Consider the following 26,832-nt stretch of genomic DNA (forward strand, 5'->3'; position numbering starts at 1 on the left):
CGCGGGATCCGCCCGCCGCAACAGATGAGAGGAAACCATGCAGTTCAAGCACGTCACGCTCGACTTCGACGGATCGGTCGCGATCCTCAAGCTCGACCATCAGGAAGTCATGAACGCGGTTTCGATGGACATGCTGGGCGGGCTCGCCGAGGCGCTGGATGCGATCGAGGACAAGCGCGACGAGGTGCGCTGTCTCGTCATCACCGGCGCCGGCCGTGCCTTCTGCACCGGCGCCAATCTGCAGGGCCGCAACGCGCAAGCGAAGCCCGGCAAGAGCAACGCCGGCGCCTCGCTCGAGATCGGCTTCCACCCGTTCCTGCGCCGCCTGCGCCGGCTGCATTGCCCGATCGTGACAGCGGTGAACGGCCCGGCCGCCGGCGCCGGGATGAGCTTTGCCTTGATGGGCGACATGATCCTGTGCGCGCGCTCGTCCTATTTCCTGCAGGCGTTCCGCCGCATCGGCCTGGTGCCGGATTGCGGCTCGACCTGGCTGCTGCCGCGGCTGATCGGCAAGGCGCGCTCGGTCGAGCTGTCGCTGCTTGGCGAAAAGCTGCCGGCCGAGAAGGCGCTGGAATGGGGCCTCGTCAACCGCGTCTACGACGACGGCGTGCTGATGGAGGAGGCGATGAAGCTTGCGCAAGACCTCGCCAGCGGGCCAACGGTCGCGCTGTCGCTGATCCGCAAGATGTATTGGGACAGCCCGGAAAACAGCTTTGAGGAGCAGCTCAACCTCGAATTCGAGTCGCAGCGCATCGCTGGTAGCACCGAGGATTTCAAGGAAGGCGTCGGCGCGTTCCTCGAGAAGCGTCCGGCGAAGTTTCGGGGCAAATGATCGAGGCCGAACTCGGACGCTGCGTTGCGTCGGTTTATCCCGGCGCGACCGGCGTCACCGGCGCCGCAAAACTGTCCGGCGGCGCCAGCCAGGAGACCTGGACGTTCGACATCGTCCATCCCGGCGGCAACGTCGGCGCGATCCTGCGCCGCGCGCCGCCGGGCTATGGCGCCGCACCGGGCCGCGCCGCTGGCCTCGATGCCGAGGCCACGCTGATGCAGCTCGCGCATGACGCCGGCCTGCCGTCGCCGAAGGTGATGCATGTCTTGAGGCCGGAGGACGGCCTCGGCCGCGGCTTCATCATGGCGCGGGTCGAGGGCGAAACCATCGCGCGCAAGATTTTGCGCGACGAGGAATTTGCCAGTGCGCGGCCGCTGCTCGCCCGCCAGCTCGGCCGCGTCATCGCCGGCATTCATGGCCTGCCGCAGGCCAAGCTGCCGAAGCTGCGCAGCATGACGGCGACCAAGGAGATCGAGGATCTCGAACGCGAGTATCGCAGCTTCAACTGGCCGCGGCCGGTGTTCGAGCTGGCGCTGCGCTGGCTGCGCGATCACGATCCCGGGCCGTCGTCCGAGGTGACGCTGGTGCATGGCGATTTCCGCCACGGCAACCTGATCATCGGTCCCGACGGCGTGCGCGCGGTGCTCGACTGGGAGCTCGCCCATTTCGGCGACCCGATGGAGGACTTGGGGTGGATCTGCGTCAACTCCTGGCGCTTCGGCGAGATCGACAAGCCGGTCGGCGGCTTCGGCACGCGCGAGGAGCTGTTCGCGGGCTATGAAGAAGCCGGCCGCAAGGCCGATCCCGAGCGCGTGATGTTCTGGGAGGTGATGGGCACCTTGCGCTGGGGCGTGATGTGCTGCGGCATGATGCAGCGTTTCCGCAGCGGCCCCGACCACTCGATGGAGCGCGCGATGATCGGACGGCGCGCGTCGGAGACCGAGATCGATTTGTTGCGGTTGCTGGCTCCGCGAGGAAAATGACCATGCAGGACGAACCGACCACCACCGAACTGATCAAGGCTGTCGCCGACTTCCTGCGCAGCGAGATCACGCCCGTCATCAAGGGTCACAATGCCTTCAAGCTGCGCGTCGGCATCAACGCGCTCGATCTGGTGACGCGGCAGCTCGCGCTGGCCGAGAGCAGCGATGCGGCCGAGGTCGCGCGGCTCAAGCAGTTGCTCGGCGCGGACGGGACACTGATGGAGCTGAACCGCACGCTGTCGGAGAAGATCGCAAGCGGCGCGGTGGATCTGACCACGCCGGGCCTGCCGGAGCATCTCTGGCAGACCACGCTGGACAAGCTCGCCGTCGATCAGCCGAACTACGCGTCCTACAAGAGGGAGTCAGGAACGTAGGATGGGTAGAGCGCAGCGAAACCCATCGCGACACTGGCGCAAGAGCCGACGGGTTTCGCTGCGCTCTACCCATCCTACGCATCGTCATTCCGGGATGGTGCGCAAGCACCAGACCCGGAATCTCGAGATTCCGGGTTCGCTTCGCGCCCCGAAATGACGCGGTAAACGCGTCAACGCCCCAGCCACTTCGGCGGCCGTTTCTCCGCAAACGCCTTCGGCCCCTCGATGTAATCCTGCGAGGCGGCCATCGCCTTCACCGCCGGATATTCGCGCTGCTCGGTCATCGCCTGCTCCAGCGAGACTTCGAGGCCCTTCTGGATCGCCTGCTTGGAGGCGCGGATCGACATCGGCGAGTTCTTGGCGATGGTCTCGGCCCAGCGCTCGGCGGCGGCGAGCGCCTCGCCCTGCGGCACCACCTCGTTGACGAAGCCGAGCTCAAAACCCTCCTTGGCGCTGACATGGCGCGCGGTGAGGATCATGCCCATGGCGCGCTTCAGCCCGATCTGCCGCGGCAGCCGCTGCAGGCCGCCGGCAAGCGCGGCGAGGCCGACGCGCGGCTCGGGCAGAGCGAAGGTCGCGTTCTCGGAGGCGATGATCAGGTCGCAGGCCAGCGCGATCTCGAACCCGCCGCCCATCGCGACGCCGTTGACGGCGGCGATGATCGGCTTGTCGCAGTCGAAGCGGGTGGTGAGACCGCCGAAACCGCCCTTGTCCCAGCCGCGCTTGCCGCCCGCGGCCTGCCACTTCAGATCGTTGCCGGCGCAGAATGCCTTGTCGCCGGCGCCGGTGACGATCGCCACCCACTGCTCGGGATCGGCGGAGAATTCGTCGAACACCTTGTTGAGCTCGAAATGCGCGTCGATGTGCAGCGCGTTGTAAACCTCCGGCCGCGACAGCGTCACGATGGTGATGGGACCCTCGCGCGTCACCGTGGAGAATTTCAGATCCATGTTTGCTCCCGTGGATTTTCTGCGGCGAAGAATATGGCCACTATCTTAGCGCCACTGCGCGGTGCCGTGCCATCCAATTCCGCAAGGCGTCCGCGCGCGCCGGCGGCATCGGCCAGCTTGACTTGGCCTGCCGCTTCTCACCTTAATCGACCCGAACGCGTGCGCGCGATAGCGCCTAAACGCAAAACCGGAATCAACGAATTCTTCGGGAGAGACCGCCTTGGATTTCAACCTGCCGGCTGACCTCACAGCTTATCTCGCCGAGCTTGACCGCTTCATCGAACGCGAGATCAAGCCGCTCGAAGAAGCCGACGACAACATCCGCTTCTTCGATCACCGCCGCGAATGGGCGCGCACCGATTTCGACAATGGCGGCCTGCCGCGTCACGAGTGGGAGGCGCTGCTGCGCAAGGCGAAAAACCTTGCCGATGCCGCCGGCCATCTGCGCTTCGCGATCCCGAAGCGCTATGGCGGCAAGGACGGCTCCAATCTCTGGATGGCGGTGATCCGCGAGCATTTTGCCTCAAAAGGTCTCGGCCTGCACAACGATCTGCAGAACGAGCACTCGATCGTCGGCAACCTGCCGATCGTGACCATGCTCGATCGCTACGGAACCGACCAGCAGAAGGCGATGATCGATGGTTCCATCACCGGCAAGTACCGCATCACCTTCGGGCTGACAGAGCCCGAGCACGGCTCCGATGCCACCCACATGGAGACCAGAGCGGCACCGGCGACGCGCGACAACGTCAAGGGCTGGGTCATCAACGGCGAGAAGATGTGGACGACCGGGATGCATGTCGCCACCCACTGCGCGCTGTTCGCCCGCACCTCGGGCAACGACGGCGACGCCCGCGGCATCACCTGCTTCCTGGTGCCGGCGAAATCGCCAGGCGTGAAGGTCGAGCAGTATATGTGGACCTTCAACATGCCGACCGATCATCCGCGCGTCAGCTTCACCGACGTGTTCGTGCCGGAGGATGCGCTGTTCGGCGAGGTCGGCCGCGGCCTGTCGCTGGCGCAATGCTTTGTGCACGAGAACCGCATCCGCCAGGCCGCGAGCTCGCTGGGCGCCGCGGTCTATTGCATCAACGAGAGCGTGAAATACGCGCGCGAGCGAAAGCCGTTCGGCAAGGCGCTGGCCGAGAACCAGGCAATCCAGTGGCCGCTGGTCGAGCTTGCGACCCAGGCCGAGATGCTCCGCCTCTTGATCCGCAAGACCGCCTGGGAGATGGACCAGCTGACCCAGGCGCAGGTCGAGCACACGCTGTCGGACCGGGTCTCGATGTGCAACTTCTGGGCAAACCGGCTGTGCTGCGAGGCCGCCGATCGAGCCATGCAGGTACATGGTGGCATGGGCTATTCCCGACACAAGCCGTTCGAGCACATCTATCGCCACCACCGCCGCTATCGCATCACCGAGGGCAGCGAGGAGATCCAGAAGCGCAAGGTCGCGGGCTTCCTGTTCGGCTACATGGGAGCGGGGAAGCACTAAGGAGATTGCGGAGGAGGCGGCATGAGCATGGAAGGTGGATGCACCTGCAGACATATTCGCTACCGCCTGAACGGCAGACCGCTGATCGTGCATGCCTGCCACTGTACCTGGTGCCAGCGCGAGACCGGCACCGTGCACGCGCTGAACGCGATGTACGAGGCGGAGCGGGTCGAGCATATCGCGGCCGAGCCCGAGATCATCGATACGCCATCAGCGAGCGGCAAGGGCCAGAAGATCGCGCGTTGCCCGGTCTGCAAGGTCGCGGTGTGGAGCAACTATCCGGGCTCCGGGCCCGCAGTGCGCTTCGTCCGCGTCGGCACCATGGATGATCCGAACCAGTGTCCGCCCGACGTCCACATCTTCACCTCGTCAAAGCAGCACTGGGTGACGTTCCCGCCCGGCGCAAAAGTGTTCGCCGAGTACTACGATCGCCGGGACGTCTGGCCGCAGGAAGCGCAGGAGCGCTGGCGGATCCTGCGGGAGAAGATGAAGAAGACGTGACGCGCAGGTCTCTCCCCATCGTCGTTCCGGCTTTCGCCGGGACGACGTGAGTTCAATTCACCTGCCGGTCTTTCCCCACCCAATACGGCTCACGCAGGCTCCGCCGCAAGATCTTGCCCGACGGGTTGCGCGGCAGCGCGGCGATGAAGTCGACCGATTTCGGCGTCTTGTAGCCGGCGATCCGCTCGCGGGTGAAGTTGATGATGTCGGTTGCATCAGCGCTCTTGCCCGGCTTCATCACCACCACGGCCTTCACCGCCTCGCCCCATTTGTCGTCGGGGATCCCGATCACGGCGGCTTCCGCGACATCGGGGTGATCGCACAGCGCGCTCTCGACCTCGGCCGGATAGATATTCTCGCCGCCGGAGATGATCATGTCCTTGATACGGTCGTGGATGTAGAGATAGCCGTCCTTGTCCATGTAGCCGGCATCGCCGGTGCGCAGCCAGCCGTCGGCGTCGATGGTGCGCGCGGTCGCCTCGGGCAGGTTCCAGTAGCCGGCCATGTTGGAGCCGGAGCGGGTGGCGATCTCGCCGACTTCGCCGGGCGGCAGCGGCTTGCCCTCGGGATCAAGGATCGCAAGCTCGATGCCGGGCAGCGCCTTGCCGGCCGAGCGCATGCGATCAAGACCTTCGATGTGGTCCTCCGGCGGCAGCGCGACGATGGTGCCGGTGGTCTCGGTCATGCCGTACATCTGCACGAAGCCGCATTTGAAGACCTCGATGCACTCCTTGAGCAGCGCCGCCGGGATCGGCGAGGCGCCATAGAGCATGTATTTCAGGCGCGAGAAATCGACCTGCCGCGCCCGCGGCTGGCGCACCACGAACTGCATCGCGGCCGGCACCATGAACAGCTTTGTGATGCCGGACTGCTCGAAGAAATCCAGCACCTTGGTCGGATCGAACTCGCGCGCGATCACGCCACGGGCGCCGTGATAGAGGCCCATCACGCCCCAGCCGGAGCCGCCGATGTGGAAGATCGGCATCGCGACCAGCGAGACGTCGTCGGTGGTCCATCGGTTCCATTCCGGCTTGTCGTCCTCGTTGCCGGTCTGCACCAAATTGAGGAAGTTGGCGTGCGACAGCATCGCGCCCTTCGGCTTGCCTGTCGTGCCGGAGGTGTAGAGCTGGATCGCGATGTCCTTCGGCTCGATCGGAACGCGCGGGTCGTTGCTGCTCTGCGCGTCGCGCCAGGCGAGGTAGTCGGGCCATTCCGGCGCGCCGCCTTCGGTAGTGATGACGGTGCGGACGCTCGGCAGCTTGTCTCTGATATTACGGACCTGGGTGATGAACTCGGGGCCGACGAACAGCACCGGCGCCCTGCAGTCGTCGACGATGAAGGCGACCTCGGGTCCGGCGAGCCGCCAGTTCACCGGCGCCATCACCACGCCGGCCTTCATCGCGCCCATCAGCAGTTCGAAATAGAAATCGCTGTTCTTGCCGAGATAGGCGATGCGCTCGCCCTTCTTGAGGCCCATGGCGATCAGCGCATTGGCGACCCGGTTGGTCTTGCTGTCGAACTCGGCGAAGGTCGTCTGCCGGCCCTCGAATTCATAGGCCAGCGCATCGCCGCGGCTGGTCGCGCGGTCGCGCACCATGTCGGCAAGGTTGGTCAGTTTCGGCGCAGCGGACATGTTTCCCCCGAGATGTTTTTTGCTTGCGCGGAGTGTGGCGGCATCCGGCAGCAAAGACAATACGGGGGAAGTACGCACGCCGTTTCAACATCGTCGTCCCGGCCTTCGCCGGGACGACAGTGGCACGCGGCGGCCTCACCCTCGCGCTGCGCGGTCCTTCTCGTTCTGCGCCTTGATCGAGTCGCGGGCGTTGGTCCAGTCCTGGTCGCTCCAGTCGCGCAGCTGGTAGAAGTTGCCGCCCATCGCCAGCGCCTGCGCGCCGTCCATCGCGATGGTCTCGCCGTTGATCCAGTCGCAACCGCCGGAGATCAGGAACACGGCGAGGTTCTGCAACTCCTCCATGGTGCCGACCCGGCCCATCGGGTTCAGCGCCTTGGTGCGCGCGCCGGCCTCGTCGCCGGGCTTGATGCGCTTGCTCATGCCTTCGGTCGGGATTTCGCCCGGCGCGATGGTGTTGAGGCGGATGCCGTGGCGGCCCCATTCGGTCGCCAGCGACATCGTCATGGCGTGGATCGCCGACTTGCTCATCGCCGACGGCACCACATAGGGCGAGCCGTTGCGCACCCAGGTCACCGTGATCGACACCACGTTGCCGCGATGACCACCGGCGATCCAGCGGCGGCCGACCGCATGCGTCACGTAGAAGGTGCCGTGCATCACGATGTTGGCGACCGCGTCGAAGCCGCGCGGCGACAGCTCTTCGGAGCGCGAGATGAAATTGCCGGCGGCGTTGTTGATCAGATCGGTGAGCGGACCGCTGGTGGTCCAGATCGCCTCGATCATCTCGTCGACTGCCATGGCGTTGCGGATGTCGACGCCGTGGCTGACGACGCGGCCGCCATATTCGGCCATCAGTTCGGTCGCGGTCTCGTCGCAGACAATCTTGCGGCGGCCGCAGATATGGACCTCGGCCCCGAGCTGCAGGAAGCGCGACGCCATGGATTTGCCGAGCCCGGTGCCGCCTCCGGTTACCAGAATGCGGCGTCCGGCGAGAAGCTGGTCGCTGAACATCGTTCCCTCCCTCGGGGTTGTGTTAATTGGTCGATTGACTAAAACCGGACAACGGCCTTTCTGTAAAGCGCCAACGACGAACAGCGGAGGAGATTTCAATGGAAGATCGCGTTTCGATATCGATTTCGGACGGTATCGCCGATGTCCGCCTGGTGCGGGCCGACAAGATGAACGCGCTCGACGCCGCGATGTTCGAGGCGCTGGTGGCCGCAACCGCGCGGCTTTCCAACGAAAAAGGCCTGCGGGTGGTGGTGCTGTCCGGCGAGGGCCGCGCCTTCTGCGCCGGTCTCGACATGGGGCGCTTTGCCGAGATGAAGGAAAAGGGCGGTAATGGAGTGCCGGGCGGCGAGAACCGCGACCTCACGGCGCGCACCCACGGCAAGGCCAATTTCGCACAGCAGGCGGTCTGGGGCTGGCGCCAGCTGCCGGTGCCTGTGATCGCCGCGGTGCATGGCGTTGCCTTTGGCGGCGGCTTCCAGCTCGCGCTCGGTGCCGACATGCGCTTCCTTAGCCCCGATGCGCGGATGTCGATCATGGAGATCAAATGGGGCCTGGTGCCCGACATGGCGGGCACGCCGATCCTCGCGAGCCTGGTGCGCGACGATATTCTGCGCGAGCTCACCTACACCGGCCGCATCTTCTCGGCGCAGGAGGCCCAGACTTACGGCCTCGCTACCCGCATCTGCGACGATCCGCGCGCCACAGCGTTCGAGGTCGCGCGCGAAATCGCCGGCAAGAGCCCGGATGCGATCCGCGCCGCGAAGCGCATGCTGAACAATCTCTCGGTCGATCCCGGCCCCGCGCTGCTTGCGGAGTCGGTCGAGCAGCAGAAGCTGATCGGCAGTGCGAACCAGACGGAGTCGGTGCGCGCCAACCTCGACAAGCGCGCGCCGAAGTTTGTGGATGTGTGATGACTGTCATTCCGGGTTCGCACTTCGTGCGCCCCGGAATGACCGATGAAACCGACGAAAGATCGGACCACGACAAATGGAAACGCCAAAACCCTTCCTCGGCATCATCAGCGGCGAGCGCCGGCGCGATCATGGCGCCGTCGCCGAGCGCACCGACCGCATCGCCAGCGGGCTAAGCAGGCTCGGCGTCAAGCCGGGCGACAGCGTCTGCATGCTGATGCGCAACGACATCGCCTTCATCGAGGCGGCCTATGCGGCGATGCGGCTCGGCGCCTATGGCGTGCCGATCAACTGGCACTTCAAGCCGGAAGAGATCAACTACGTGCTGACCGACTCCGGCAGCCGCGTCCTGATCGGTCATGCCGACATGCTGCATCCGCTGCGCGGCGCGATCCCGCCCGACGTCACCGTGCTCAGCGTGCCGACGCCGCCGGAAATCCTCGCGAACTACAAGATCGATCGTGACCAGCTCGCGACGCCCGATTTCGCGATCGATTTCGAACCCTGGCTGGCGCAATTCCCGCGCTATGATGGGCCGGCGCTGCCGCAGCCGCAGAACATGATCTACACGTCCGGCACCACGGGCCATCCCAAGGGCGTGCGCCGCTTCGCGCCGACGCCCGCGCAGACCGCCAATGCGGAGGCGATGCGGGCGATGATCTACGGCCTGAAACCCGGCGCGCGCGCGATCCTGCCCGGGCCGCTGTATCATTCCGCGCCGAACTCCTTCGGCCTGCGCTCTGGAAAGCTCGGCGGCGCGCTGGTGTTGATGCCGCGCTTCGATGCGGAGGAATTTCTACGGCTGATCGAGCGTGAGAGGATCGACACTATCTTCATGGTGCCGACCATGTTCATCCGCCTCATGAAGCTGCCGGAAGAGGTGCGCCGCAAATACGACATGTCGTCGCTGCGCCACATCATCCATGCCGCGGCGCCATGTCCGCCCGACGTCAAGCGCGCGATGATCGAGTGGTGGGGCCCGGTGATCTACGAATTCTACGGCTCGACCGAGTCCGGCGCGGTGACCTTCGCCAATTCCGAGGATGCGCTGAAGAAGCCCGGCACGGTCGGAAAGATCTCGCCCGGCGCCGAGCTCCGCTTCATCGGCGATGACGGCCGTGAGGTGCCGCAAGGGCAGATCGGCGAAATCTATTCGCGGATATCAGGCAACCCCGACTTCACCTATCACAACAAGCCGGAGAAGCGCGCCGAGATCGAGCGCGAGGGCTTCATCACCTCCGGCGACGTCGGCTACATCGACGCGGACGGCTATGTCTTCATCTGCGACCGCAAGCGCGACATGGTGATCTCGGGCGGCGTCAACATCTACCCGGCCGAGATCGAGGCGGTGCTGCATGCCGTCCCCGGCGTGCACGACTGCGCGGTGTTCGGCATCCCCGACGCCGAATTCGGCGAGGCGCTGATGGCGGTGATCGAGCCGCAGCCGGGCGTGACGCTCGAAATCGGTGCGATCCGGGCCCAGCTGAAGACTGCGCTCGCCGACTACAAGGTGCCAAAGCACGTCGAGATCCAGAGCAACCTGCCGCGCGAGGATTCCGGAAAGATCTTCAAGCGCCGGCTGCGCGATCCGTATTGGGAAAGGGCGGGCAGGCGGATCTAGCACCATAGGGTTGGTGTGCACCGCCTCCAAGTTCATCTTGCGCTGCGGCAAAAAAAGCGCACACTTGGGAGGAGCCGGGCAAGCCTCTGGAGTAGCCAGCCTATGCCTCCCCAGACCATGCCTTCCGAGACCGACACCCGCGCCCGGAGTGCCGCAGAGGCCAGCCTGCTTGAGAAAGCGGCGCAGGAGGAGGATGCGCGGCTCCGCAACGACATCCGCCTGCTCGGACGCGTGCTCGGCGATACCGTGCGCGACCAGGAGGGGGCCGACGCGTTCGACCTGGTCGAGCGCATACGCCAGACCTCGGTCCGGTTCCACCGCGACGAAGACAGGTCGGCGCGGCAGGAACTGGAGGGCATCCTCGATGGCATGTCGATCGCCGAGACGCTGCGGATCGTGCGCGCCTTCAGCTATTTTTCCCACCTCGCCAACATCGCCGAGGACCAGAACAACATCCGCCAGATGCGCAGAAGTGGCCCCGGCGGGACGCCGCGGCCGAGCACGCTGGAGCAGACGCTGGTCCACGCCCGCGAAGCCGGCATCGGCGCGGCCGAGCTGCGCAACTTCTTCAAGGGCGCGCTGGTCAGCCCGGTGCTGACGGCGCATCCGACCGAGGTCCGCCGCAAGAGCACGATGGACCGCGAGATGGAGATCGCCGAGCTGCTCGATCGCCGCGAGCGGCTGCAGATGACGCCAGAGGAGCGCGAGGCTAGCGACGAGCAGCTCCGCCGCGCCGTGGTGACGCTGTGGCAGACCAACCTGCTGCGCCGGACGAAGCTGACCGTGCTCGACGAGGTCGGCAACGGCCTGTCGTTCTACGACTACACCTTCCTGCAGGAGGTGCCGCGGCTGCATTGCGCGCTGGAGGACCGCCTGAACAAGGAGGGCGGCGAGGCCGGCGAGCTCGCCTCGTTCCTCCGGATGGGAAGCTGGATCGGCGGCGATCGCGACGGCAACCCGTTCGTCACCGCCGAAGTGATGCGCGGCACACTGCGGCTGCAGTCGAGCCGGGTGCTCAGCTTCTATCTGGAAGAGCTGCACGCACTCGGCGCCGAGCTGTCGCTGGCGGCGCATCTCGCCGACGTCTCGGACGAGCTGCGCGCGCTCGCCGAGCGTTCGCCCGACACCTCGCCGCACCGCAGCGGCGAACCGTACCGGCTCGCGGTCTCCGGCATCTATGCCAGGCTGAGCGCGACGGCGGCGAAGCTCGAGGTCGAGACCACGCGCCCGCCGGTCGGCAAGGCCGAGCCCTATGCCAGAGTCGGGGAATTCCAGGCCGATCTCGATGTGCTGAACCGCTCGCTGATCGCGAACAATTCCGGCGTGATCGCGCGCGGCCGGCTGCGGCTGCTGCGGCGGGCCGTCGATTGCTTCGGCTTCCATCTGGCGCGGCTCGACATCCGGCAGAACTCGGCGGTGCACGAGCGCACCATTGCCGAGTTGCTCGATGCCGCCTCGCCGGGAATGTCCTATCTGGCGCTCGGCGAGGAAGCGCGCGTCAGCCTGCTGCTCGGCGAGCTGCGCAGCGCGCGGCCGCTGGCGTCGCCGTTCGTGAAATATTCGGAGGAGACCCAGAGCGAGCTCGCGGTGTTCCGTGCCGCCGCCGAGGCGCACGCAAAATTCGGCGCCGAGGTGATCCCGCAATGCATCATCTCGATGTGCAAGGGCATGTCCGACATGCTCGAGGTCGCGGTGCTGCTCAAGGAGGTCGGGCTGGTCAATCCGTCCGGCCGCAGCGCGATCAACATCGTGCCGCTGTTCGAGACCATCGAGGACCTGCAGGCCTCGAGCGCCATCATGGACCGCATGCTGGCGCTGCACGACTATCGCAAGCTGGTCGACAGCCTCGGCAGCGTGCAGGAGGTGATGCTCGGTTATTCCGACAGCAACAAGGACGGCGGCTTCGTCACCTCGGGCTGGGAACTCTACAAGGCCGAGATCGGCCTCGTCGAGGTGTTCGAGCGACACGGCGTGCGGTTGCGGCTGTTCCACGGCCGCGGCGGTTCGGTCGGCCGCGGCGGCGGCCCGAGCTATGATGCGATCATCGCGCAGCCCGGCGGCGCGGTGAACGGCCAGATCCGCATCACCGAACAGGGCGAGATCATCTCCTCGAAATATTCCAATGCCGAGGTCGGCCGCAGCAATCTGGAAATCCTCGCCGCGGCGACGCTGGAGACCAGCCTGCTGCAGCCGCGGCAGAGCGCGCCGCGCCCCGAATATCTCAAGGCGATGGAGGAAATCTCCGCGCTCGCCTTCAAGGCCTATCGCGGCCTCGTCTACGAGACCGAAGGCTTTGCCGATTATTTCTGGGGCTCGACCGTCATCAACGAGATCGCGACCTTGAACATCGGCAGCCGCCCGGCGTCGCGCAAGAAGACCCGCGAGATCGAGGACCTGCGCGCGATTCCCTGGGTGTTCTCCTGGGCGCAGTGCCGGCTGATGCTGCCGGGCTGGTACGGGTTTGGCGCGGCGGTCGAAACCTGGATATCCGAGCATCCGGAGCAGGGCATGCCGTTCCTGCAGGAACTCTACAGGGAATGGCCGTTCTTCCGCACGCTGCTGTCAAACATGGACATGGTGCTGGCGAAGAGCTCGATCGCGATCGCCTCGCGCTATGCCGAGCTGGTGCCCGACGTGACCTTGCGCGAAAAGATCTTCGGCCGGATCCGCCGCGAATGGCACCTGTCGATCGAGACGCTGCTCGACATCATGGGCCATGACCGGCTGCTGCAGGGTAACCCGCTGCTGGAGCGCGGCATCCGCAACCGCTTCCCCTATATGGATCCGCTCAACCACGTGCAGGTGGAGCTGCTCAAGGAGTACCGCGCGCAGAACCCGGATGACCAGATTCTGCGCGGAATCCAGATCACGATCAACGGCATTTCGGCGGGGCTGCGGAATAGCGGGTGAACCCGCGATACCCCCCGTCATTGCGAGCGCAGCGAAGCAATCCATGGTGCCGCAAGCGGTGAGATGGATTGCTTCGTCGCTTCGCGTCTCGCAATGACGGTGGATGGGCAGACACCTCAGCAGATGTGCGCGCCCTTGGTCTCCACATAGACCGCATACAGCGACTGGCTCGCGGTCATGAACAGGCGGTTGCGCTTCTTGCCGCCGAAGGTGAGGTTGGCGCAGGTCTCCGGCAGCAGGATCTGGCCGATGCGCGCACCGTCGGGCGAAAATATCTGCACGCCGTCATAGCCGGGGCCGACCCAGCCGGCGCCGACCCACACATTGCCGTCGACGTCGACACGCAGGCCGTCGGGGAAGCCCGACTTGCCGTCCAGCGTCATGTCGATCAGCGTGCGCGGGTTGGAGAGCTTGTCGCCGTTGAGGTCGTACTGCCAGACGATGTTCTTCGCGTTCGGGTAGTGCGTGATGCCGGTGTCGCAGACATAAACCTTCTTGTAGTCGTGGCTGAAGGCGATGCCGTTCGGCTTGAACGGCTCGTCGGCGACCTTGGTGACCTGGCCGGTCGTGGCGTCGAGGCGATAGACCGCTTCCTTCTGGTAGGGCTGGTTCGAGCCGGTCTTGGCCAACTGGCCCTCATAGATCGAGATCGCGCCATAGCCGGGATCGGTGAACCAGATCGACGTGTCGTTGGGATGCACCACCATGTCGTTCGGCCCGTTGAGCGGCTTGTCATTGGCCTTCTCCGCCAAAGTCGTCACGGTTCCATCGTGCTCGTAGCGCACCAGGCGGGTGCGCTCGGCGGTGATCTGGCGGCCCTCGAAATCGAAGGTCGAGCCGTTGGCCTCGTTCGACGGTTTGTGGAACTGCTCGGAGATGTGGCCGTCATCGTCGAGATAGCGCAGCTGCCGGTTGGCCGGAATGTCGCTCCACACGAGATATTGGCCCTGCGCGTTCCAGGCCGGACCTTCCGCCCACAGGCAGCCGGTGTAGAGCCGCTTGATCGCGGTGTTGCCGACCTTGGCCTTGAAGCGCTTGTCGTCGATCACGACAATGTCAGGGTCGGGATAGCGCTGCGGCTCCGCGTTCGGGCCGAAGTCGCGCGCCGCAGCATCCGATGCGGCGAGTGCAGTTGCAGCAAGCGCGGTTGCGCCGCGCAAGAGCGTGCGACGGTCGAACGCCTTCGCGCCGTCGTCTTGATGTTTCTGAATGTTGCTCGGATTTGTCACGAACGTCCTCCCAGGTTTTTTGTTATCGGGGAGACGATCATGCGCCCGCAAATCTGGCACAATGCGGGCACGCTGTGATGAAACAACCAAAGAGCGTGCCGCCCCGGCATTCGCGCCGGAGCGACGTTTCATAAAACCGTCAGATCTGATCCCAAGCTCAGATCAAAGTTCAGATCGGATCCCAGGTGAAGACGTCGGCCGAGCGGTCGAGCTTGGCGAACGATCCCTTCAGCGCCGGCATGCCGTGTTCGGCGATCGTCTCGGGCGTCCAGCCTTCGCCGCGATGCACCGAGCGCACCGGACGGTGCTGGCCGAACAGGAAGATCTCGTTCATGCGCACGCCAAAGATCTGCCCGGTGACGTCCTTGGCGGCGTCCGAGAGTAGATAGGCGCAGACCGGCGCGATCTTCTCCGGGCCCATCTGCTTGATCTTCTCGACCCGCGCCTTCTCGGCGTCGGTCTCGGTCGGGATGGTGCCGATCATGCGGGTCCAGGCGAACGGCGACACGCAGTTCGAGCGCACGTTGAAGCGGCCCATGTCGAGCGCGATCGACTTCGACAGGCCGACGATGCCGAGCTTGGCGGCGGCGTAATTGGCCTGGCCGTAATTGCCGATCAGGCCGGAGGTCGAGGTGAAGTGCACGAAGGAACCCGACTCCTGCTCGCGGTAGATGCGCGCCGCGGCGTGCGAGACGTAGAACGAGCCCATCAGGTGCACCTTGATGACCGCCTCGAACGCTTCCACGCTCATCTTGTGGAAGATCATGTCGCGCAAAATGCCGGCATTGTTGACGACGCCGTCGAGCCGGCCGTAGGCGTCGGTCGCGGTCTTTACGATCTTGCTGGCCGGGATCGCTTCAGCCACCGACTCGAAATTGGCCACGGCCGTGCCGCCGCGCTTCTTGATCTCCTCGACCACTTCCTCGGCCGGCGCCGCGCTCGAGCCGGCGCCATCAGCCGCGCCGCCGGGATCGTTGACGACGACCTTGGCGCCCTCAGCGGCGCACAGCAGCGCGATCTCGCGGCCGATGCCGCGGCCCGCGCCGGTAACGATAATGACTTTGTCTTGCAATGATTTTGCCATGTGGTGCTCCTTGTTGCTTGCTTACCTCGCCCCGCTTGCGGGAAGAGGTCGGATCGCGCGCGCCAGCGGGCGATCCGGGTGAGGGGGACTCTCGGTGAGTCCGAATGTGTGGAAACAGCGCCTCACCCCAACCCTCTCCCGTGAGAACGGCGAGAGGGAGAGGCGAGCAGCCGCTCATTTCTCGTTCGTAAAGATAATCGTGCCACTCGCCGCGAACATGCCGCCGACGCCGTGGCAGACCGAGATCTTCGCATTCGGCACCTGCGCCGGCGCGATGCCGCGCATCTGCCGCACGCTCTCCTGCAGCGCGTACATGCCGTACATGCCGGAGTGCATGTAGCTGAGCCCGCCGCCATTGGTGTTGAGCGGCAGCTTGCCGCCGGGGCGGGTGTTGCCGTCGGCGATGAACCTGCCGGTTTCCTCATAGGGCATGAAGCCGAGGTCGCCGAGCCCGTACAGCGGCAGATGCGCGAAGGCGTCGTAGATCATCAAATGATCGACGTCCTTGTGCGCGATGCCGGCCTCCTTGAAGGCGAGGGGGCCCGCGACCTTGAAGGCGCGCGAACTATCAAACGTCTTCATCTGGCTGACCATCGGCGTTTCCACGCTCTCGCCAGTGCCGAGGATGTAGACCGGTTTCTTCGGAAAGTCCTTGGCGCGGTCGGCCGAGGTCAGGATCAGCGCGCCGCCGCCGTCGGTGACGAGGCAGCACTGAAGCAGGCGGAACGGATAGGCGATCATCCGCGAGTTCAAGACGTCGGCGACCGTGATCGGGTCCTTCATGGTGGCGCGCGGATTCTTCGCCGCCCATTCGCGCTGCACCACCGCGACCATCGCCAGCTGCTCATGGGTAATGCCGTGCGTCTTCATGAAGCGCAGCACCGGGATCGGGAACATGCTCGGCGGGCCGTAGACGCCGTAGGGCGCCTCGAACTGGCCGTTGAGGCTGTCGGGTGCCGTGAAGCGCGGCTGCTTGCCGATCATCGACTTGCCGCTCTCGGCGTGGGTGATCAGCACGGTCTTGCACAGCCCGGCCTCGATCGCCGCGGCGGCGTGGCGGACATGCAGCATGAAGGAGCAGCCGCCGACCGAGGTGCCGTCGACCCAGGTCGGCGTGATGCCGAGATAGTGCGCGACCTGCTGCGGCGTCTCGACCGCCGTCGCAAAGCCGTCGATGTCGGACAGTTTTAGTCCCGCATCCGCGATCGCGTTCAGCGCTGCGTCGGCATGGAGCTGGAGCTGCGACATGTTCGGGATGACGCCGAGCTCGGTGGTTTCGGCCGCACCGACGACGGCAACCTGGTTCCTGCGCATTGCGTTACCCCTTGGCCGGACGGAACACGGGAAGGGTGATCTTGTCGTCGAGCGCCTGGAACGCGACCTCGAGCTTCATGTCGAGCTCGAGCGCTTCCGGCGTCTGCGGACAATCGATGATGTTGCTCATCATGCGCGGGCCCTCGTCGAGCTCGACCACGGCGATGGCGTAGGGCGGCGTGAAGCCGGGCGCGGCGGGGCGGTGGTTGATGACATAGCTGTAGAGCTTGCCCTTGCCGCTGGCCTTGAACACCGAGACCTTGCGCGAGGCGCAGGAGGGGCAGAACGGCCGCGGCGGAAAGTAGACATTGGCGCAGGCATCGCAGCGCTGCAGGCGCAGTTCGCCCGCTTTGGTGCCATCCCAGAAATGCTGGGTTTCCGGTGTCGGTTTTGGTTTGGCGCGCGCGGCCTCGGCCATGTCGGCTGATCCTCCCATGAATATTTGCGACTTGATCCGACAATCAGCTATTCCTCGTCAACGGTCCAGCAGCGTTGCCGCATGGCGGTATGCCGACCGTTGAGGACGCTTGTATGCCAACGCATCATCGACGATAGTCCGCGCCACGGCAAATCGCCTCGACGCGTGACGCCGCTGGGATAACACCGACCGGAAAGCCATGCCGAACAATCCGACACTCGCCTCCCTTGCCGCCGATCTCGACAGCGGCGCGACCACCGCCCGCAAGCTCGTCGAGCAATGCATCGCCAAAATCGCCGATCCCGTCGGCGAGGGCCAGCGCACCTTCATCCACGTCGACAAGGACACCGCGCTGGCGGCCGCCGACGCCATGGACCGGCTGCGTAAAGCGCAAGCCGCGCCGTCGCCGTTTGCCGGCATCCCAGTCTCGGTCAAGGACCTGTTCGACATCAAGGGGCAGGTGACGCGGGCCGGCTCTCGGGCGCTGGAGGATTCGGCGCCGGCGGAGGCCGATGCGCCCGTGGTGGCGCGGCTCAAGCGGGCCGGCTTTGTCGTGATCGGCCGCACCAACATGACCGAGTTCGCCTATTCGGGCATCGGCATCAATCCGCATTACGGCACGCCGAAAAGCGCCTGGAACCGGAGCGTCGGCCACGTGCCCGGCGGCTCGTCCTCGGGCGCCGCAGTCTCGATCGCCGACGGCATGGCCTTCGGCGCACTCGGCACCGACACCGGCGGCTCCTGCCGGATCCCCGCGGCCTTCAATGGCATCGTCGGCTACAAGCCGACGCAACGCCGGATCCCGCTCGACGGCGGCGTGCCGCTCTCGTTCACGCTCGACAGCTATGGGCCGCTGGCCAATTCGGTGGCCTGCTGCGCGGCGCTCGATGCGGTGCTGGCCGATGAGCCGGTCAAGCCGCTGACGCCGCGCCCGGTGAAGGGCATGCGGCTTGCGGTGCCGACCACCGTGGCGCTCGACGATCTCGACGATGGCGTCGCCAAGACCTTCGAGCGGGCGCTGGCGTCGCTGTCGCGCGCGGGCGCCCTGATCGAGCGCATCGAGGTGCCGGAGTTGCTCGACGTGGGCGTGATGCAGGCCAAGGGCGGCTTCGCTGCGGCGGAAAGCTATGCCTGGCATCGCTTCCTGCTTGCCAGCAAGGGCGACATCTACGATCCGCGTGTCTCGTCGCGGATCGCGCGCGGTGAGGGATTTCTCGCGGCCGACTACATCGATCTGCTCAACGCGCGCCGCTCCTTCATCGCGCGGACCGGGCAGCGGATCGCGCCCTATGATGCGATGGTGCTGCCGACCACCGCGAACCTGCCGCCCGTCATTGCCGACCTCGCCGACGACAAGGCGTTCACCGTGCAAAACCTGCGCGCGCTGCGCAACTGCACACTGATCAACGTGCTCGACGGCTGCGCCATCTCGCTGCCCGCGCATCGCGAGGGCGAGGCGCCGGTCGGCCTGATGCTCGCCGCAGCCGGCGGTTCGGATCGCCGCATCTTCGAGCTTGCCGCCGGAATGGAGGCCGTCATCCGTGTTTGATCTCACCTTCACCATCGACGACAAGGGCCTCGCCACGCCGCTCACGCTGGAAATCAAGCAGGCCGTGATCGCCGGCTGGACCGGCCGCGATCCGGTGGCGCGCGACAAGCACATCGCCGAGCTCGAGGCGCTCGGCATCGCGCGACCCGCGACCACGCCGATCTACTACCGCTGCTCGGCGCGCCGGATCACCTTCGCCGATACGATCGAGGCCTGCGGCGAGGATTCCAGCGGCGAGGTCGAGTTCGTGCTGATCGGCTGGCAGGGCCGCATCTTCGTCGGCTGCGGCTCCGACCACACCGACCGCAAGGTCGAAAGCTACAGCGTCACGGTGTCGAAGCAGATGTGCGACAAGCCGATGGCGTCCGAACTGTGGGAGCTCGAGGACGTCATCGGCCACTGGGACCAGCTGGTGCTGCGTTCCTGGGCCACGATCGGCGGCGAGCGCGTGCTCTACCAGGAAGGCACGCTCGACCACATGCTGCCGGTCAGGGATTTGATCGCGCGCGGCTTCGGCGACGCCGGCCTGCCCGACGGCTGCGCCATGTTCGGCGGCACGTTTGCCGCCAAGGGCGGCATCCGCCCCGCCAGCCGCTTCGATTTCGAGCTGGAAGACCCGGTGCTGAAGCGGAAGATCAGCCACGGCTACGACGTGATCACCCTGCCGGTGCGAGGCTGACGGGTCTCTCCGCCGTCATTGCGAGGAGTGAAGCGACGAAGCAATCCACCGCGCGGCATATGCGGTCCGATGGATTGCTTCGCTTCGCTCGCAATGACGGCGGAACTATCGGAAATCGGGTGGCGCCGATCGCGATCATGGGCCAGATTCAGTCCCATGACAGCAACAGCCAAAACCATCGCCCGCACCACCCCCGGCATCCCCGCCCGCGTCGACGCGCTCGGCTGGGATCAGATCACGGCCGAGCTCCACGCCCAGGGTTGCGCCGTCCTCAGCGGCCTGCTGACGCCGCAGGAATGCGATGCCGTCGCTGCGCTGTATCCCGACGACAGCCAATTCCGCAGCACGGTCGTGATGGGCCGCCACGGCTTTGGCCGCGGCGAGTACAAGTACTTCTCCTATCCGCTGCCGGGCCTGATCGCCGAGCTGCGGCCGGTGCTCTATGCGCATCTCATCGCCACCGCCAATCGCTGGAACCAGACGATGGGGATCGATATCAGCTATCCCGCATCGCATGCGGCGTTCCTGAAGCGATGCCATGACGCCGGGCAGACCCGGCCGACGCCGCTGCTGCTGCAATACGGCGAGGGCGACTACAACTGCTTGCACCAGGACCTCTATGGCGAGCACGTGTTCCCGATCCAGGTCGCGATCTTGCTGTCGCAGCCGGGGCGCGATTTCACCGGCGGCGAGTTCGTGCTGACCGAGCAGCGGCCGCGGATGCAGTCGCGTCCCGAGGTGGTGCCGCTGACGCAGGGCGATGCAGTGGCGTTTGCCGTGCATCACCGTCCGGTGCAGGGGACGCGCGGGCCGTATCGTGTCAATCTGCGCCACGGCGTTAGCCGGATCAGGTCCGGCCATCGCCACACCGTCGGCGTGATCTTCCACGACGCAAAGTGAGTGCCCGCGAACGTGACTGCTGATCTGTTCGAGGCTGTCGGCGACGCACGCCCCTCGCGCGAGACGATCGCGGAGGGCGCGGTGCTGCTGCGCGGCTTTGCCAGGGCATTCGAGGCCGAACTCATCCCTGCATTGCGCGTAATCGTGAAGCAGGCGCCGTTCCGCCATCTGATCACGCCGGGCGGCCATCGAATGTCGGTCGCGATGACCAATTGCGGCAGCCTCGGCTGGGTCTCTGATCCCAGCGGCTATCGCTATGACCCGATCGATCCGGACTCCGGAAACCCCTGGCCGCCACTCCCGGACGTAATGCGCAAGCTAGCGGCCAGCGCGGCGGAGCAGGGCGGCTTCAACGGCTTTGCGCCGGAGGCCTGCCTGATCAATCGTTATATGCCGGGCGCAAAGCTGTCGCTGCATCAGGACAAGGACGAGCTCGACTACGCCGCGCCGATCGTCTCGGTCTCGCTCGGGTTGCCCGCGATCTTCCTGTTCGGCGGCCTGAAGCGCAGTGACACACCGCGCCGCTACCGGCTCGAGCATGGCGACGTCGCGGTATGGGGCGGGCCGTCACGGCTGTTTTATCACGGCGTCGCGCCGCTTGCCGACGGCGAGCACGGCGTGCTCGGCCGCCAGCGCATCAACCTGACTTTTCGCAAGGTGCGCTGAGGCGTTAACGGCGCCTCAGATGTTCTTCGCGGGGTGGATGAACGCCCAGGGACTGACCTCGGAGCCGGTCGGCACTTCCACCGAGATCACATAGGGCCCGCCGTCGGCGAGAGCCTTCTCCAGCACCGGTCGGAAATGGTCCGGCGAGGTGACACGCGCGGCGCCGACGCCGAAGGATTCCGCGAGCTTGACGAAATCCGGATTGACCAGATCCGAGGCGACGACGCGGCCGTCAAAACGCTCCTGCTGGTCGCGGCGGACATTGCCATAGGCGTTGTTGTTGAACACCAGCGTCACCACGCCGATCTTGAACTGAACGGCGGTGGCGAGCTCCTGCACGCCGAACATGAAGCCGCCGTCGCCGGTGATCGCGACAACAGGCTTGTCCGGATTGGCGACCTTGGCGCCGAGCGCGGTCGGGAAGCCGGAGCCGAGCGTGCCCTGATAGCCCGAGGTGACGAAGGTCCGCGGCTGGTAGATCGGAAAACCGTACCAGGAGGCGAAGCCGACCTGCGACAGCTCGTCGGTCACGATCGCATTCGCCGGCAGCACCTCGCGCAGGATTTTTAAGTAGGCCATCTGCGGTTGGATGCGCTGGATCTCCCGCTCGGCGGCGGCCGTCGCCTCGCGGATCGCGCCGCGGCGGCCGCTGGTCTTGCTGTAGCCGGCCTTGCGCACGGCGGCCGCGAGATCGGCTGTAGCAGCCTTGGCGTCGGCGATCACGGCGGCATCGGCCGGCCAGCGCCGCATCTCCACCGGGTCGATATCGATGCGCACGCATTTCAGGCCGTCCGGCCGATAGGGCCAGCGCGACATCGTCGGCAACTCCAGGCGGGTGCCGATGCCGATCATCAGATCGGTCTTCGGCCACAATTTGTACGCCGCCGCCATCGTCAGCCCGAGCTCATGCGCATTGGAGACGATGCCGCGGCCGCTGCGGAAGGCGACGACCGGCGCGTCGATCATCTCGGCGAGTTCGAGAATCTCCGCGCTCGCCTCGATGGCGCCGCTGCCGACGAAGATCATCGGCGTCTTGCTGGCCTTGATCAGATCGGCCGCCGCCTTGATCCGGTCAGGATCGGGCTGCGGCGCAGGCAACAGGTCGAACGGCTTTGCCGGGGCGACCTGGGCACGCTGGGTGAACACGTCCCATGGCATCTCCAGCGACGCCGGTCCGCGCCGGCCCGACAGCATCTCCTGGAACGCGCGCGACACCATCGCGGGCGCGTTGTCGGGATACTCGATCCGCTCGGCCCATTTCACGAAGGTGCGCAAGGTCGCGAGCTGGTCCGGCATCTCGTGCAGATGGCCGCGGCCCTTGCCGAGAAACGGCGTCGGCACCTGGCCGGTCAGGCACAGCACCGGCTCGTTGCAGCCGAACGCGGTGAGCAGCGCCGCCGAGGCGTTGAGTACGCCGGGGCCGGGCACCACGCTGAACACGCCGGGCCGTCCGCTCGAGCGCGAATAGCCGAACGCCATGTAGCCGCAGGCCTGCTCGTGCCGCGCGCCGATCACCTTGAGCTGCGCCTGGTGGAAGGCGTCGAACAGGCCGTAGATCTGCGCGCCGGGCAGGCCGAACACGGTGTCGACGCCGTGGGCGACGAGGCCGTTGACGATCGCTTCGCCGCCGGATGTTGAGGTCATGGCACTGTCCATTTCATTGAGGGCTTAGTTGGCTTCGTCGACGACGCCGTTGCGCAAAATGCCGACGCCTTCGGCCTCGACCTCGACGACGTCGCCGGGCTTCAGATAGCGCGGCGGATCGAACCGCGCACCTGCGCCGGTCGGCGTGCCCGTCACGATGACGTCACCGGGAACCAGCGTCGTGAAGGTCGAGATGTAGTTGATGAGGTAGCGGAAGCCGAAGATCAGCCGCGAGGTGCGGTCGTCCTGCCTGACCTCGCCATTGACGCGCGTGGTCAGGCGGATATCGGCGATCTGCGCCTCGTTGCTGTAGGGCACGATCCATGGCCCGAGGCTGCCGGTGGAATCAAAATTCTTGCCCTGGGTGACGTTGAATTTTGCGTGACGCACCCAGTCGCGAATGGTGCCCTCGTTGCACAGCGTGATCGCGGCGATGTGATCGAGCGCGGCACTCTCCGGAATGTGCCGGCCGGCCTTGCCGATCACCAGCACCAGCTCGCCCTCATAGTCGAGCTGCGGCGAGATGCGCGGCCGCACCACCGGCGTGTTGTGGCCGACGAAGGAGCGCGGCACCCGCAAGAACATGCTGGGATACTTTGGTGCGTCCGAGCCGTCCTTGTACTCGGCATTGCGGTCCGGATAGTTGACGCCGATGCAGATGATCTTGTCCGGCGCCGGGACCGGCGGCTGCCAGGTGATCGCATCGAGCGCGTGGTCGGGCGCGCGCTTGGCGGCGTCCTCGACGAGCCTGGTCAGCGCACCGGCGGCGATCGCCTCGCGCAGGGTCGGATAGTCCTTGGCAAAACGCGATGAGAGATCGACGATCCCGGCGTCAGTCACGGCGCCGTATTTCGTGGTGCCGTTAACGGAGTAGGTGGCGAGGCGAGGGGCGGGCATTGGCAATCCATCCATCAGTGTCGTCCCGGCCTAGTGCGCAATTGCGCACGGGGGCCTGGACCCATACGCCGCGGCCCTCGGAATGGGTACGCGGCTAGACATTCTTTCGGCAACCCACTTCGGTGGCTATGGGTCCCGGCCTTCGCCGGGACGACTGGATGCTGGCGCACTAATCCGCCACCAGCACGTCGGCGACGAAGCGCGGCTCGCGCACGGTCTGGCCGGCGAAGGGCGAGCCCTCCTCGAACCAGGAGCGCGGCGCCGGTGCGCCCCACAGCGTCTGGCGGCGCGGATCGCGCAGCGACCAGCGCAGCGGCTCGTGGTCGTGATCGCCGGTGAAGTAGTCGCTGGTGTAGAGCTCGATGCGATGGCCGTCGGGATCGCGGACATAGAGGAAGAACGCATTCGAGATGCCGTGTCGGCCGGGGCCGCGCTCGATGTTCTTCAGGAAGCCCGACGAGGCCATCACGTCGCAGAGATGCACGATGTTCATCGCGGTCGGCACCCAATAGGCGATGTGGTGCAGGCGCGGGCCACGGCCATTGGTGATGGCGAAGTCGTGGACGTTGCCCTTGCGGTGCATCCAGGCCGCGGCGATGCGGCCGCCATGGCCGTCCTCCTCGGCATATTCGGTGAGGCGGAAGCCGAGGCGGGCGTAGAAGTCGACGGTGTCCTGCACTTCGGCGGCGAACACGTTGAAATGGTCGAGCCGCTGCGGATGGCAGCCCTTGTAGAGGTCGTAGCGGCGCAAAAGATGCGGGCGTTTCTCCATCGTGGCGTAGAGCTCGATCTGGAAGCCGAACGGATCGGTGAACTGCACGGTGCGGCCCTGGAACGGTTGGTCGGAAAAGGCGTAGGCGATGCCGTTCTCGGAGAAGAACGACGCCGCCTTGTCGAGATCGCCGTCATTGCCGACCTTGAAGCCGAGCCGGTTGCAGGCCGCCTTCGCCGCCTTGCGCAGCACCACCGAGTGATGCTGGTGCTCCTCGCTGGCGCGCAGGTACACCGCCTTGTCGTCGCGGTCCTCGATATGGAGGCCGATCGTGTTCTCGTAGAACGCGGCGCTCTTGTCGAGATCCGTGACGTCGAGCACGGCATGGCTGCAGCGGATGATGTTGAACGGCGGATCGAAGACGTGCTTCGGAACGGGCATGGTGTTTCCCCTCATTTATCCGTCATTCCGGGGCGGTCCGTCAGGACCGAACCCGGCATCTCGAGGCTCCACAATTCGCAATTGCGAATTGGGGTTCGATGCTTTGCATCGCACCGGAACGACGGTGATCAAATTCCCAGTTTCTGGATCTTGTGCGTCCCGCGCGCGAGCGAGACGTGCTTGGTTTCCATGTAGAAGTCGAACGAATAGTCGCCACCGTCGCGGCCGATGCCGGATGATTTCATGCCGCCGAACGGCGTCGGCAGATGGCGGACGTTTTCCGAGTTGAGCCAGATCATGCCGGCCTCCAGCGCGTCGGCGACGCGCAGCGCGCGGCCCATGTCGCCGGTCCAGACATAGCCGGTCAGGCCATATTGCACACCGTTGGCGATCTCGACCGCGTCCTGCTCGTCGCGGAACGGGATCACGGTGAGGAACGGCCCGAACACCTCTTCCTGCGCGACGCGCATGTTTGCATTCGCGCCGGTCACAAGCGTCGGCTGCACATAGTGCCCGCCGCCGGGGCCGTCATGCGGCTTGCCGCCGACCGCGATGGTCGCGCCGTCCTTTTTCGCGACGTCGAAATAGCTGCAGACCTTTGCCAGATGCCGCTCGTGGATCAGCGGCCCGATCTCGGTCGCGGGATCGAGGGGATGGCCGACCTTCAGCGCCTTCACCCGCGCGGTCAGCTTCTCGACAAAAGTGTCGGCGATGCTCTGCTGCACCAAGAGGCGGCTCGATGAGGTGCAGCGCTCACCGTTGAGCGAGTAGATCATGAACACCACGGCGTCGAGCGCGCGGTCGAGATCGGCGTCGTCGAACACGATCACCGGGTTCTTGCCGCCGAGCTCGAAATGCACCCGCTTCAGGGTCGGCGCGCCCTGCGCCATAATCGCCGAGCCGGTCGCGCTCTCGCCGACGAAGCCGATCGCCTTGATCGCGGGATGCTGGGTCAGCGCCTTGCCGGCGTCCTCGCCAAAACCGTGCACGGTGTTGAGCACGCCGTCGGGCAGGCCCGCCTGCTTTGCCAGCTTCACCAGCAGGTCGGCGGTCACCGGCGACCATTCGGCCGGCTTGTGCACCACGGTGCAGCCGGCGGCCAGCGCAGGGGCGATCTTCCAGGTCGACAGCATGAACGGCGTGTTCCACGGCGTGATCACGCCGACTGGGCCGATCGGCACCCGGGTCGAGATGTTCCAATGCTCGTCGCTCGGCGTGTTGAGGCCGTCGCGCGCCTCGGCGCACTTGTCGGCGAAGAAGCGAAAATTCTCGGCGGCGCGGATCGCGGCCTTGGCCATGAAGCGGTGCGCCTGGCCGGTGTCGATGCATTCGAGCACCGCGATGTCGTCGGCGTGTTCCTCGATCGCATCGGCGACGCCGTGCAGCAGCTTGCGGCGCTTGGCGGCCGGCAGGTCGCGCCAGGCCTTGAAGGCGCGCGATGCAGCGGTCGCGGCGCGGTCGATATCCTCGGCATTGCCGCGCGCCACCGTCGCCAGCACGCTGCCGTCGATCGGCGATTTCGTCTCGAAGGTCTGGCTCGAGGCCGACGGCACGACCTTGCCGTCGATCACGTGGCCGATGCCGTCCGCCTTCAGCTTCGCGAGCAGCGGGCCGGCGCGGTCGCGGTTGGCCTGGAACACGTCGGCGGATTTCGGGGTGGCTTTATCCATTGACCGTCTCCACTTTCAGCGCGTCGTGGATGTTGTTGCGTTTCCAGCTCGTCTCCTTGTCGTTGATCTGCATGTCGAACGACAGAGCGAACTTGCTGTTGGCGAACACCGGATCGAGATGTGCCGACAGCGCCTTGAAGATGTGTTCGCCGGCTTTCTTGCGGGTGGCAAGGTCGCGGCCTTCGCCGAGCCGCAGCACCATGTCGAGGAAGCCGTAATTGCTGCGTCCGTCGGCGATCGCGTAATGCTCGCATCTGATGGCGCGGACGCGAATGCCGCCGAGCGGGAAGATGCCGGTCTCGACCGCCGCCTTGCGCACCACCTCGACGGTCTTGCCGATGTCGACGAGCCCATCGAGATTGGCGGAATATTCAAGTGTGAAGTGCGGCATGCAGCGCTCCCATCGAA

Annotated in this window: 24 protein-coding genes; 12 read left to right on the top strand and 12 right to left on the bottom strand. The window is 65.8% G+C overall.

Features of this window, described 5'->3' with window-relative positions:
• Positions 1-37: 37 nt before the first annotated feature.
• The 3 genes from XH93_RS14700 to XH93_RS14710 are packed head-to-tail and all read left to right on the top strand — an operon-like array spanning position 38 to position 2,189.
• Entirely contained in the window at positions 38-832 is a 795-nt protein-coding gene (locus XH93_RS14700; RefSeq protein WP_194474074.1) for an enoyl-CoA hydratase/isomerase, read from the top strand.
• Positions 829-1,815 (top strand): phosphotransferase family protein, encoded by a 987-nt coding sequence (locus tag XH93_RS14705; RefSeq protein WP_194474075.1) that lies wholly within the window; start codon positions 829-831, stop codon positions 1,813-1,815. Before XH93_RS14700 ends, XH93_RS14705 begins: the two co-directional genes overlap by 4 nt.
• A gap of 2 nt (positions 1,816-1,817) precedes the next feature.
• Positions 1,818-2,189 carry a DUF6285 domain-containing protein gene (locus XH93_RS14710; RefSeq protein ID WP_194474076.1) on the top strand — a complete coding sequence of 124 codons (372 nt, stop codon included), beginning with the start codon at positions 1,818-1,820 and terminating at the stop codon, positions 2,187-2,189.
• Positions 2,190-2,359: 170 nt separating this feature from the next.
• Here XH93_RS14710 and XH93_RS14715 read toward each other — a convergent pair whose 3' ends face one another.
• The gene (locus XH93_RS14715; RefSeq protein ID WP_194474077.1) at positions 2,360-3,139 is read right to left on the bottom strand and encodes an enoyl-CoA hydratase-related protein; all 780 of its coding nucleotides are present in this window, start codon (positions 3,137-3,139) and stop codon (positions 2,360-2,362) included.
• A 220-nt stretch (positions 3,140-3,359) separates the two neighbouring features.
• Between XH93_RS14715 and XH93_RS14720 the strand changes: the two genes are divergently transcribed.
• Together XH93_RS14720 and XH93_RS14725 are read left to right on the top strand one after the other, a co-directional pair.
• Positions 3,360-4,634: an acyl-CoA dehydrogenase family protein gene (locus XH93_RS14720; RefSeq protein ID WP_194474078.1), complete on the top strand. Its 1,275-nt coding sequence runs from the start codon at positions 3,360-3,362 to the stop codon at positions 4,632-4,634.
• 21 nt (positions 4,635-4,655) lie between these two features.
• Positions 4,656-5,135 carry a GFA family protein gene (locus tag XH93_RS14725; protein WP_194474079.1) on the top strand — a complete coding sequence of 160 codons (480 nt, stop codon included), beginning with the start codon at positions 4,656-4,658 and terminating at the stop codon, positions 5,133-5,135.
• Between the two features lie 52 nt (positions 5,136-5,187).
• On the opposite strand, the gene XH93_RS14730 is transcribed toward XH93_RS14725, so the two are convergent.
• A complete protein-coding gene (locus XH93_RS14730; RefSeq protein WP_194474080.1) occupies positions 5,188-6,768 on the bottom strand; it encodes a fatty acid--CoA ligase in 1,581 nt (526 codons plus the stop codon).
• A 135-nt stretch (positions 6,769-6,903) separates the two neighbouring features.
• Complete coding sequence (locus XH93_RS14735; RefSeq protein ID WP_194474081.1) at positions 6,904-7,779, bottom strand: SDR family oxidoreductase; 876 nt, start codon at positions 7,777-7,779, stop codon at positions 6,904-6,906.
• Between the two features lie 98 nt (positions 7,780-7,877).
• Between XH93_RS14735 and XH93_RS14740 the strand changes: the two genes are divergently transcribed.
• The 3 genes from XH93_RS14740 to ppc all read left to right on the top strand — a co-directional run bounded on the left by XH93_RS14740 (position 7,878) and on the right by ppc (position 13,221).
• Positions 7,878-8,690: a crotonase/enoyl-CoA hydratase family protein gene (locus tag XH93_RS14740; protein ID WP_194474082.1), complete on the top strand. Its 813-nt coding sequence runs from the start codon at positions 7,878-7,880 to the stop codon at positions 8,688-8,690.
• A gap of 76 nt (positions 8,691-8,766) precedes the next feature.
• Positions 8,767-10,311 carry an acyl-CoA synthetase gene (locus tag XH93_RS14745; RefSeq protein WP_194474083.1) on the top strand — a complete coding sequence of 515 codons (1,545 nt, stop codon included), beginning with the start codon at positions 8,767-8,769 and terminating at the stop codon, positions 10,309-10,311.
• 102 nt (positions 10,312-10,413) lie between these two features.
• A complete protein-coding gene (gene ppc, locus XH93_RS14750; RefSeq protein WP_194474084.1) occupies positions 10,414-13,221 on the top strand; it encodes a phosphoenolpyruvate carboxylase in 2,808 nt (935 codons plus the stop codon).
• Positions 13,222-13,337: 116 nt separating this feature from the next.
• Here ppc and XH93_RS14755 read toward each other — a convergent pair whose 3' ends face one another.
• The 4 genes from XH93_RS14755 to XH93_RS14770 form a co-directional block, all read right to left on the bottom strand.
• The gene (locus tag XH93_RS14755) at positions 13,338-14,450 is read right to left on the bottom strand and encodes an SMP-30/gluconolactonase/LRE family protein (protein ID WP_194474085.1); all 1,113 of its coding nucleotides are present in this window, start codon (positions 14,448-14,450) and stop codon (positions 13,338-13,340) included.
• 169 nt (positions 14,451-14,619) lie between these two features.
• The gene (locus XH93_RS14760; protein WP_139482001.1) at positions 14,620-15,534 is read right to left on the bottom strand and encodes an SDR family oxidoreductase; all 915 of its coding nucleotides are present in this window, start codon (positions 15,532-15,534) and stop codon (positions 14,620-14,622) included.
• Positions 15,535-15,708: 174 nt separating this feature from the next.
• Positions 15,709-16,848 (bottom strand): thiolase, encoded by a 1,140-nt coding sequence (locus XH93_RS14765; RefSeq protein WP_194474086.1) that lies wholly within the window; start codon positions 16,846-16,848, stop codon positions 15,709-15,711.
• A gap of 4 nt (positions 16,849-16,852) precedes the next feature.
• Positions 16,853-17,266 (bottom strand): Zn-ribbon domain-containing OB-fold protein, encoded by a 414-nt coding sequence (locus XH93_RS14770; protein WP_139481999.1) that lies wholly within the window; start codon positions 17,264-17,266, stop codon positions 16,853-16,855.
• A gap of 199 nt (positions 17,267-17,465) precedes the next feature.
• Here XH93_RS14770 and XH93_RS14775 point away from each other — a divergent pair, with 199 nt between their 5' ends.
• From XH93_RS14775 to alkB, 4 genes are all read left to right on the top strand, one after another.
• The gene (locus XH93_RS14775) at positions 17,466-18,815 is read left to right on the top strand and encodes an amidase (RefSeq protein WP_194474087.1); all 1,350 of its coding nucleotides are present in this window, start codon (positions 17,466-17,468) and stop codon (positions 18,813-18,815) included.
• Positions 18,808-19,494 (top strand): DUF2848 domain-containing protein, encoded by a 687-nt coding sequence (locus tag XH93_RS14780; protein ID WP_194474088.1) that lies wholly within the window; start codon positions 18,808-18,810, stop codon positions 19,492-19,494. The genes XH93_RS14775 and XH93_RS14780 overlap by 8 nt, the downstream gene beginning before the upstream one ends.
• Positions 19,495-19,650: 156 nt before the next feature.
• Positions 19,651-20,394: a 2OG-Fe(II) oxygenase gene (locus XH93_RS14785; protein WP_194474089.1), complete on the top strand. Its 744-nt coding sequence runs from the start codon at positions 19,651-19,653 to the stop codon at positions 20,392-20,394.
• A gap of 12 nt (positions 20,395-20,406) precedes the next feature.
• The gene (gene alkB / locus XH93_RS14790) at positions 20,407-21,060 is read left to right on the top strand and encodes a DNA oxidative demethylase AlkB (protein WP_194474090.1); all 654 of its coding nucleotides are present in this window, start codon (positions 20,407-20,409) and stop codon (positions 21,058-21,060) included.
• A 15-nt stretch (positions 21,061-21,075) separates the two neighbouring features.
• Here alkB and XH93_RS14795 read toward each other — a convergent pair whose 3' ends face one another.
• The 5 genes from XH93_RS14795 to XH93_RS14815 all read right to left on the bottom strand — a co-directional run bounded on the left by XH93_RS14795 (position 21,076) and on the right by XH93_RS14815 (position 26,815).
• Positions 21,076-22,704: a thiamine pyrophosphate-dependent enzyme gene (locus XH93_RS14795; RefSeq protein WP_194474091.1), complete on the bottom strand. Its 1,629-nt coding sequence runs from the start codon at positions 22,702-22,704 to the stop codon at positions 21,076-21,078.
• 24 nt (positions 22,705-22,728) lie between these two features.
• Entirely contained in the window at positions 22,729-23,601 is an 873-nt protein-coding gene (locus tag XH93_RS14800) for a fumarylacetoacetate hydrolase family protein (protein ID WP_194474092.1), read from the bottom strand.
• A gap of 169 nt (positions 23,602-23,770) precedes the next feature.
• The gene (gene hpaD, locus XH93_RS14805; RefSeq protein ID WP_194474093.1) at positions 23,771-24,754 is read right to left on the bottom strand and encodes a 3,4-dihydroxyphenylacetate 2,3-dioxygenase; all 984 of its coding nucleotides are present in this window, start codon (positions 24,752-24,754) and stop codon (positions 23,771-23,773) included.
• Between the two features lie 128 nt (positions 24,755-24,882).
• A complete protein-coding gene (gene hpaE / locus XH93_RS14810) occupies positions 24,883-26,424 on the bottom strand; it encodes a 5-carboxymethyl-2-hydroxymuconate semialdehyde dehydrogenase (protein WP_194474094.1) in 1,542 nt (513 codons plus the stop codon).
• Positions 26,417-26,815, bottom strand: coding sequence for a 5-carboxymethyl-2-hydroxymuconate Delta-isomerase (locus tag XH93_RS14815; RefSeq protein ID WP_194474095.1), 399 nt, complete (start codon positions 26,813-26,815; stop codon positions 26,417-26,419). Before XH93_RS14815 ends, hpaE begins: the two co-directional genes overlap by 8 nt.
• Between the last annotated feature and the right edge of the window lie 17 nt (positions 26,816-26,832).

This window comes from Bradyrhizobium sp. CCBAU 51753 (assembly GCF_015291565.1).
Classification (GTDB): Bacteria; Pseudomonadota; Alphaproteobacteria; order Rhizobiales; family Xanthobacteraceae; genus Bradyrhizobium; species Bradyrhizobium ivorense.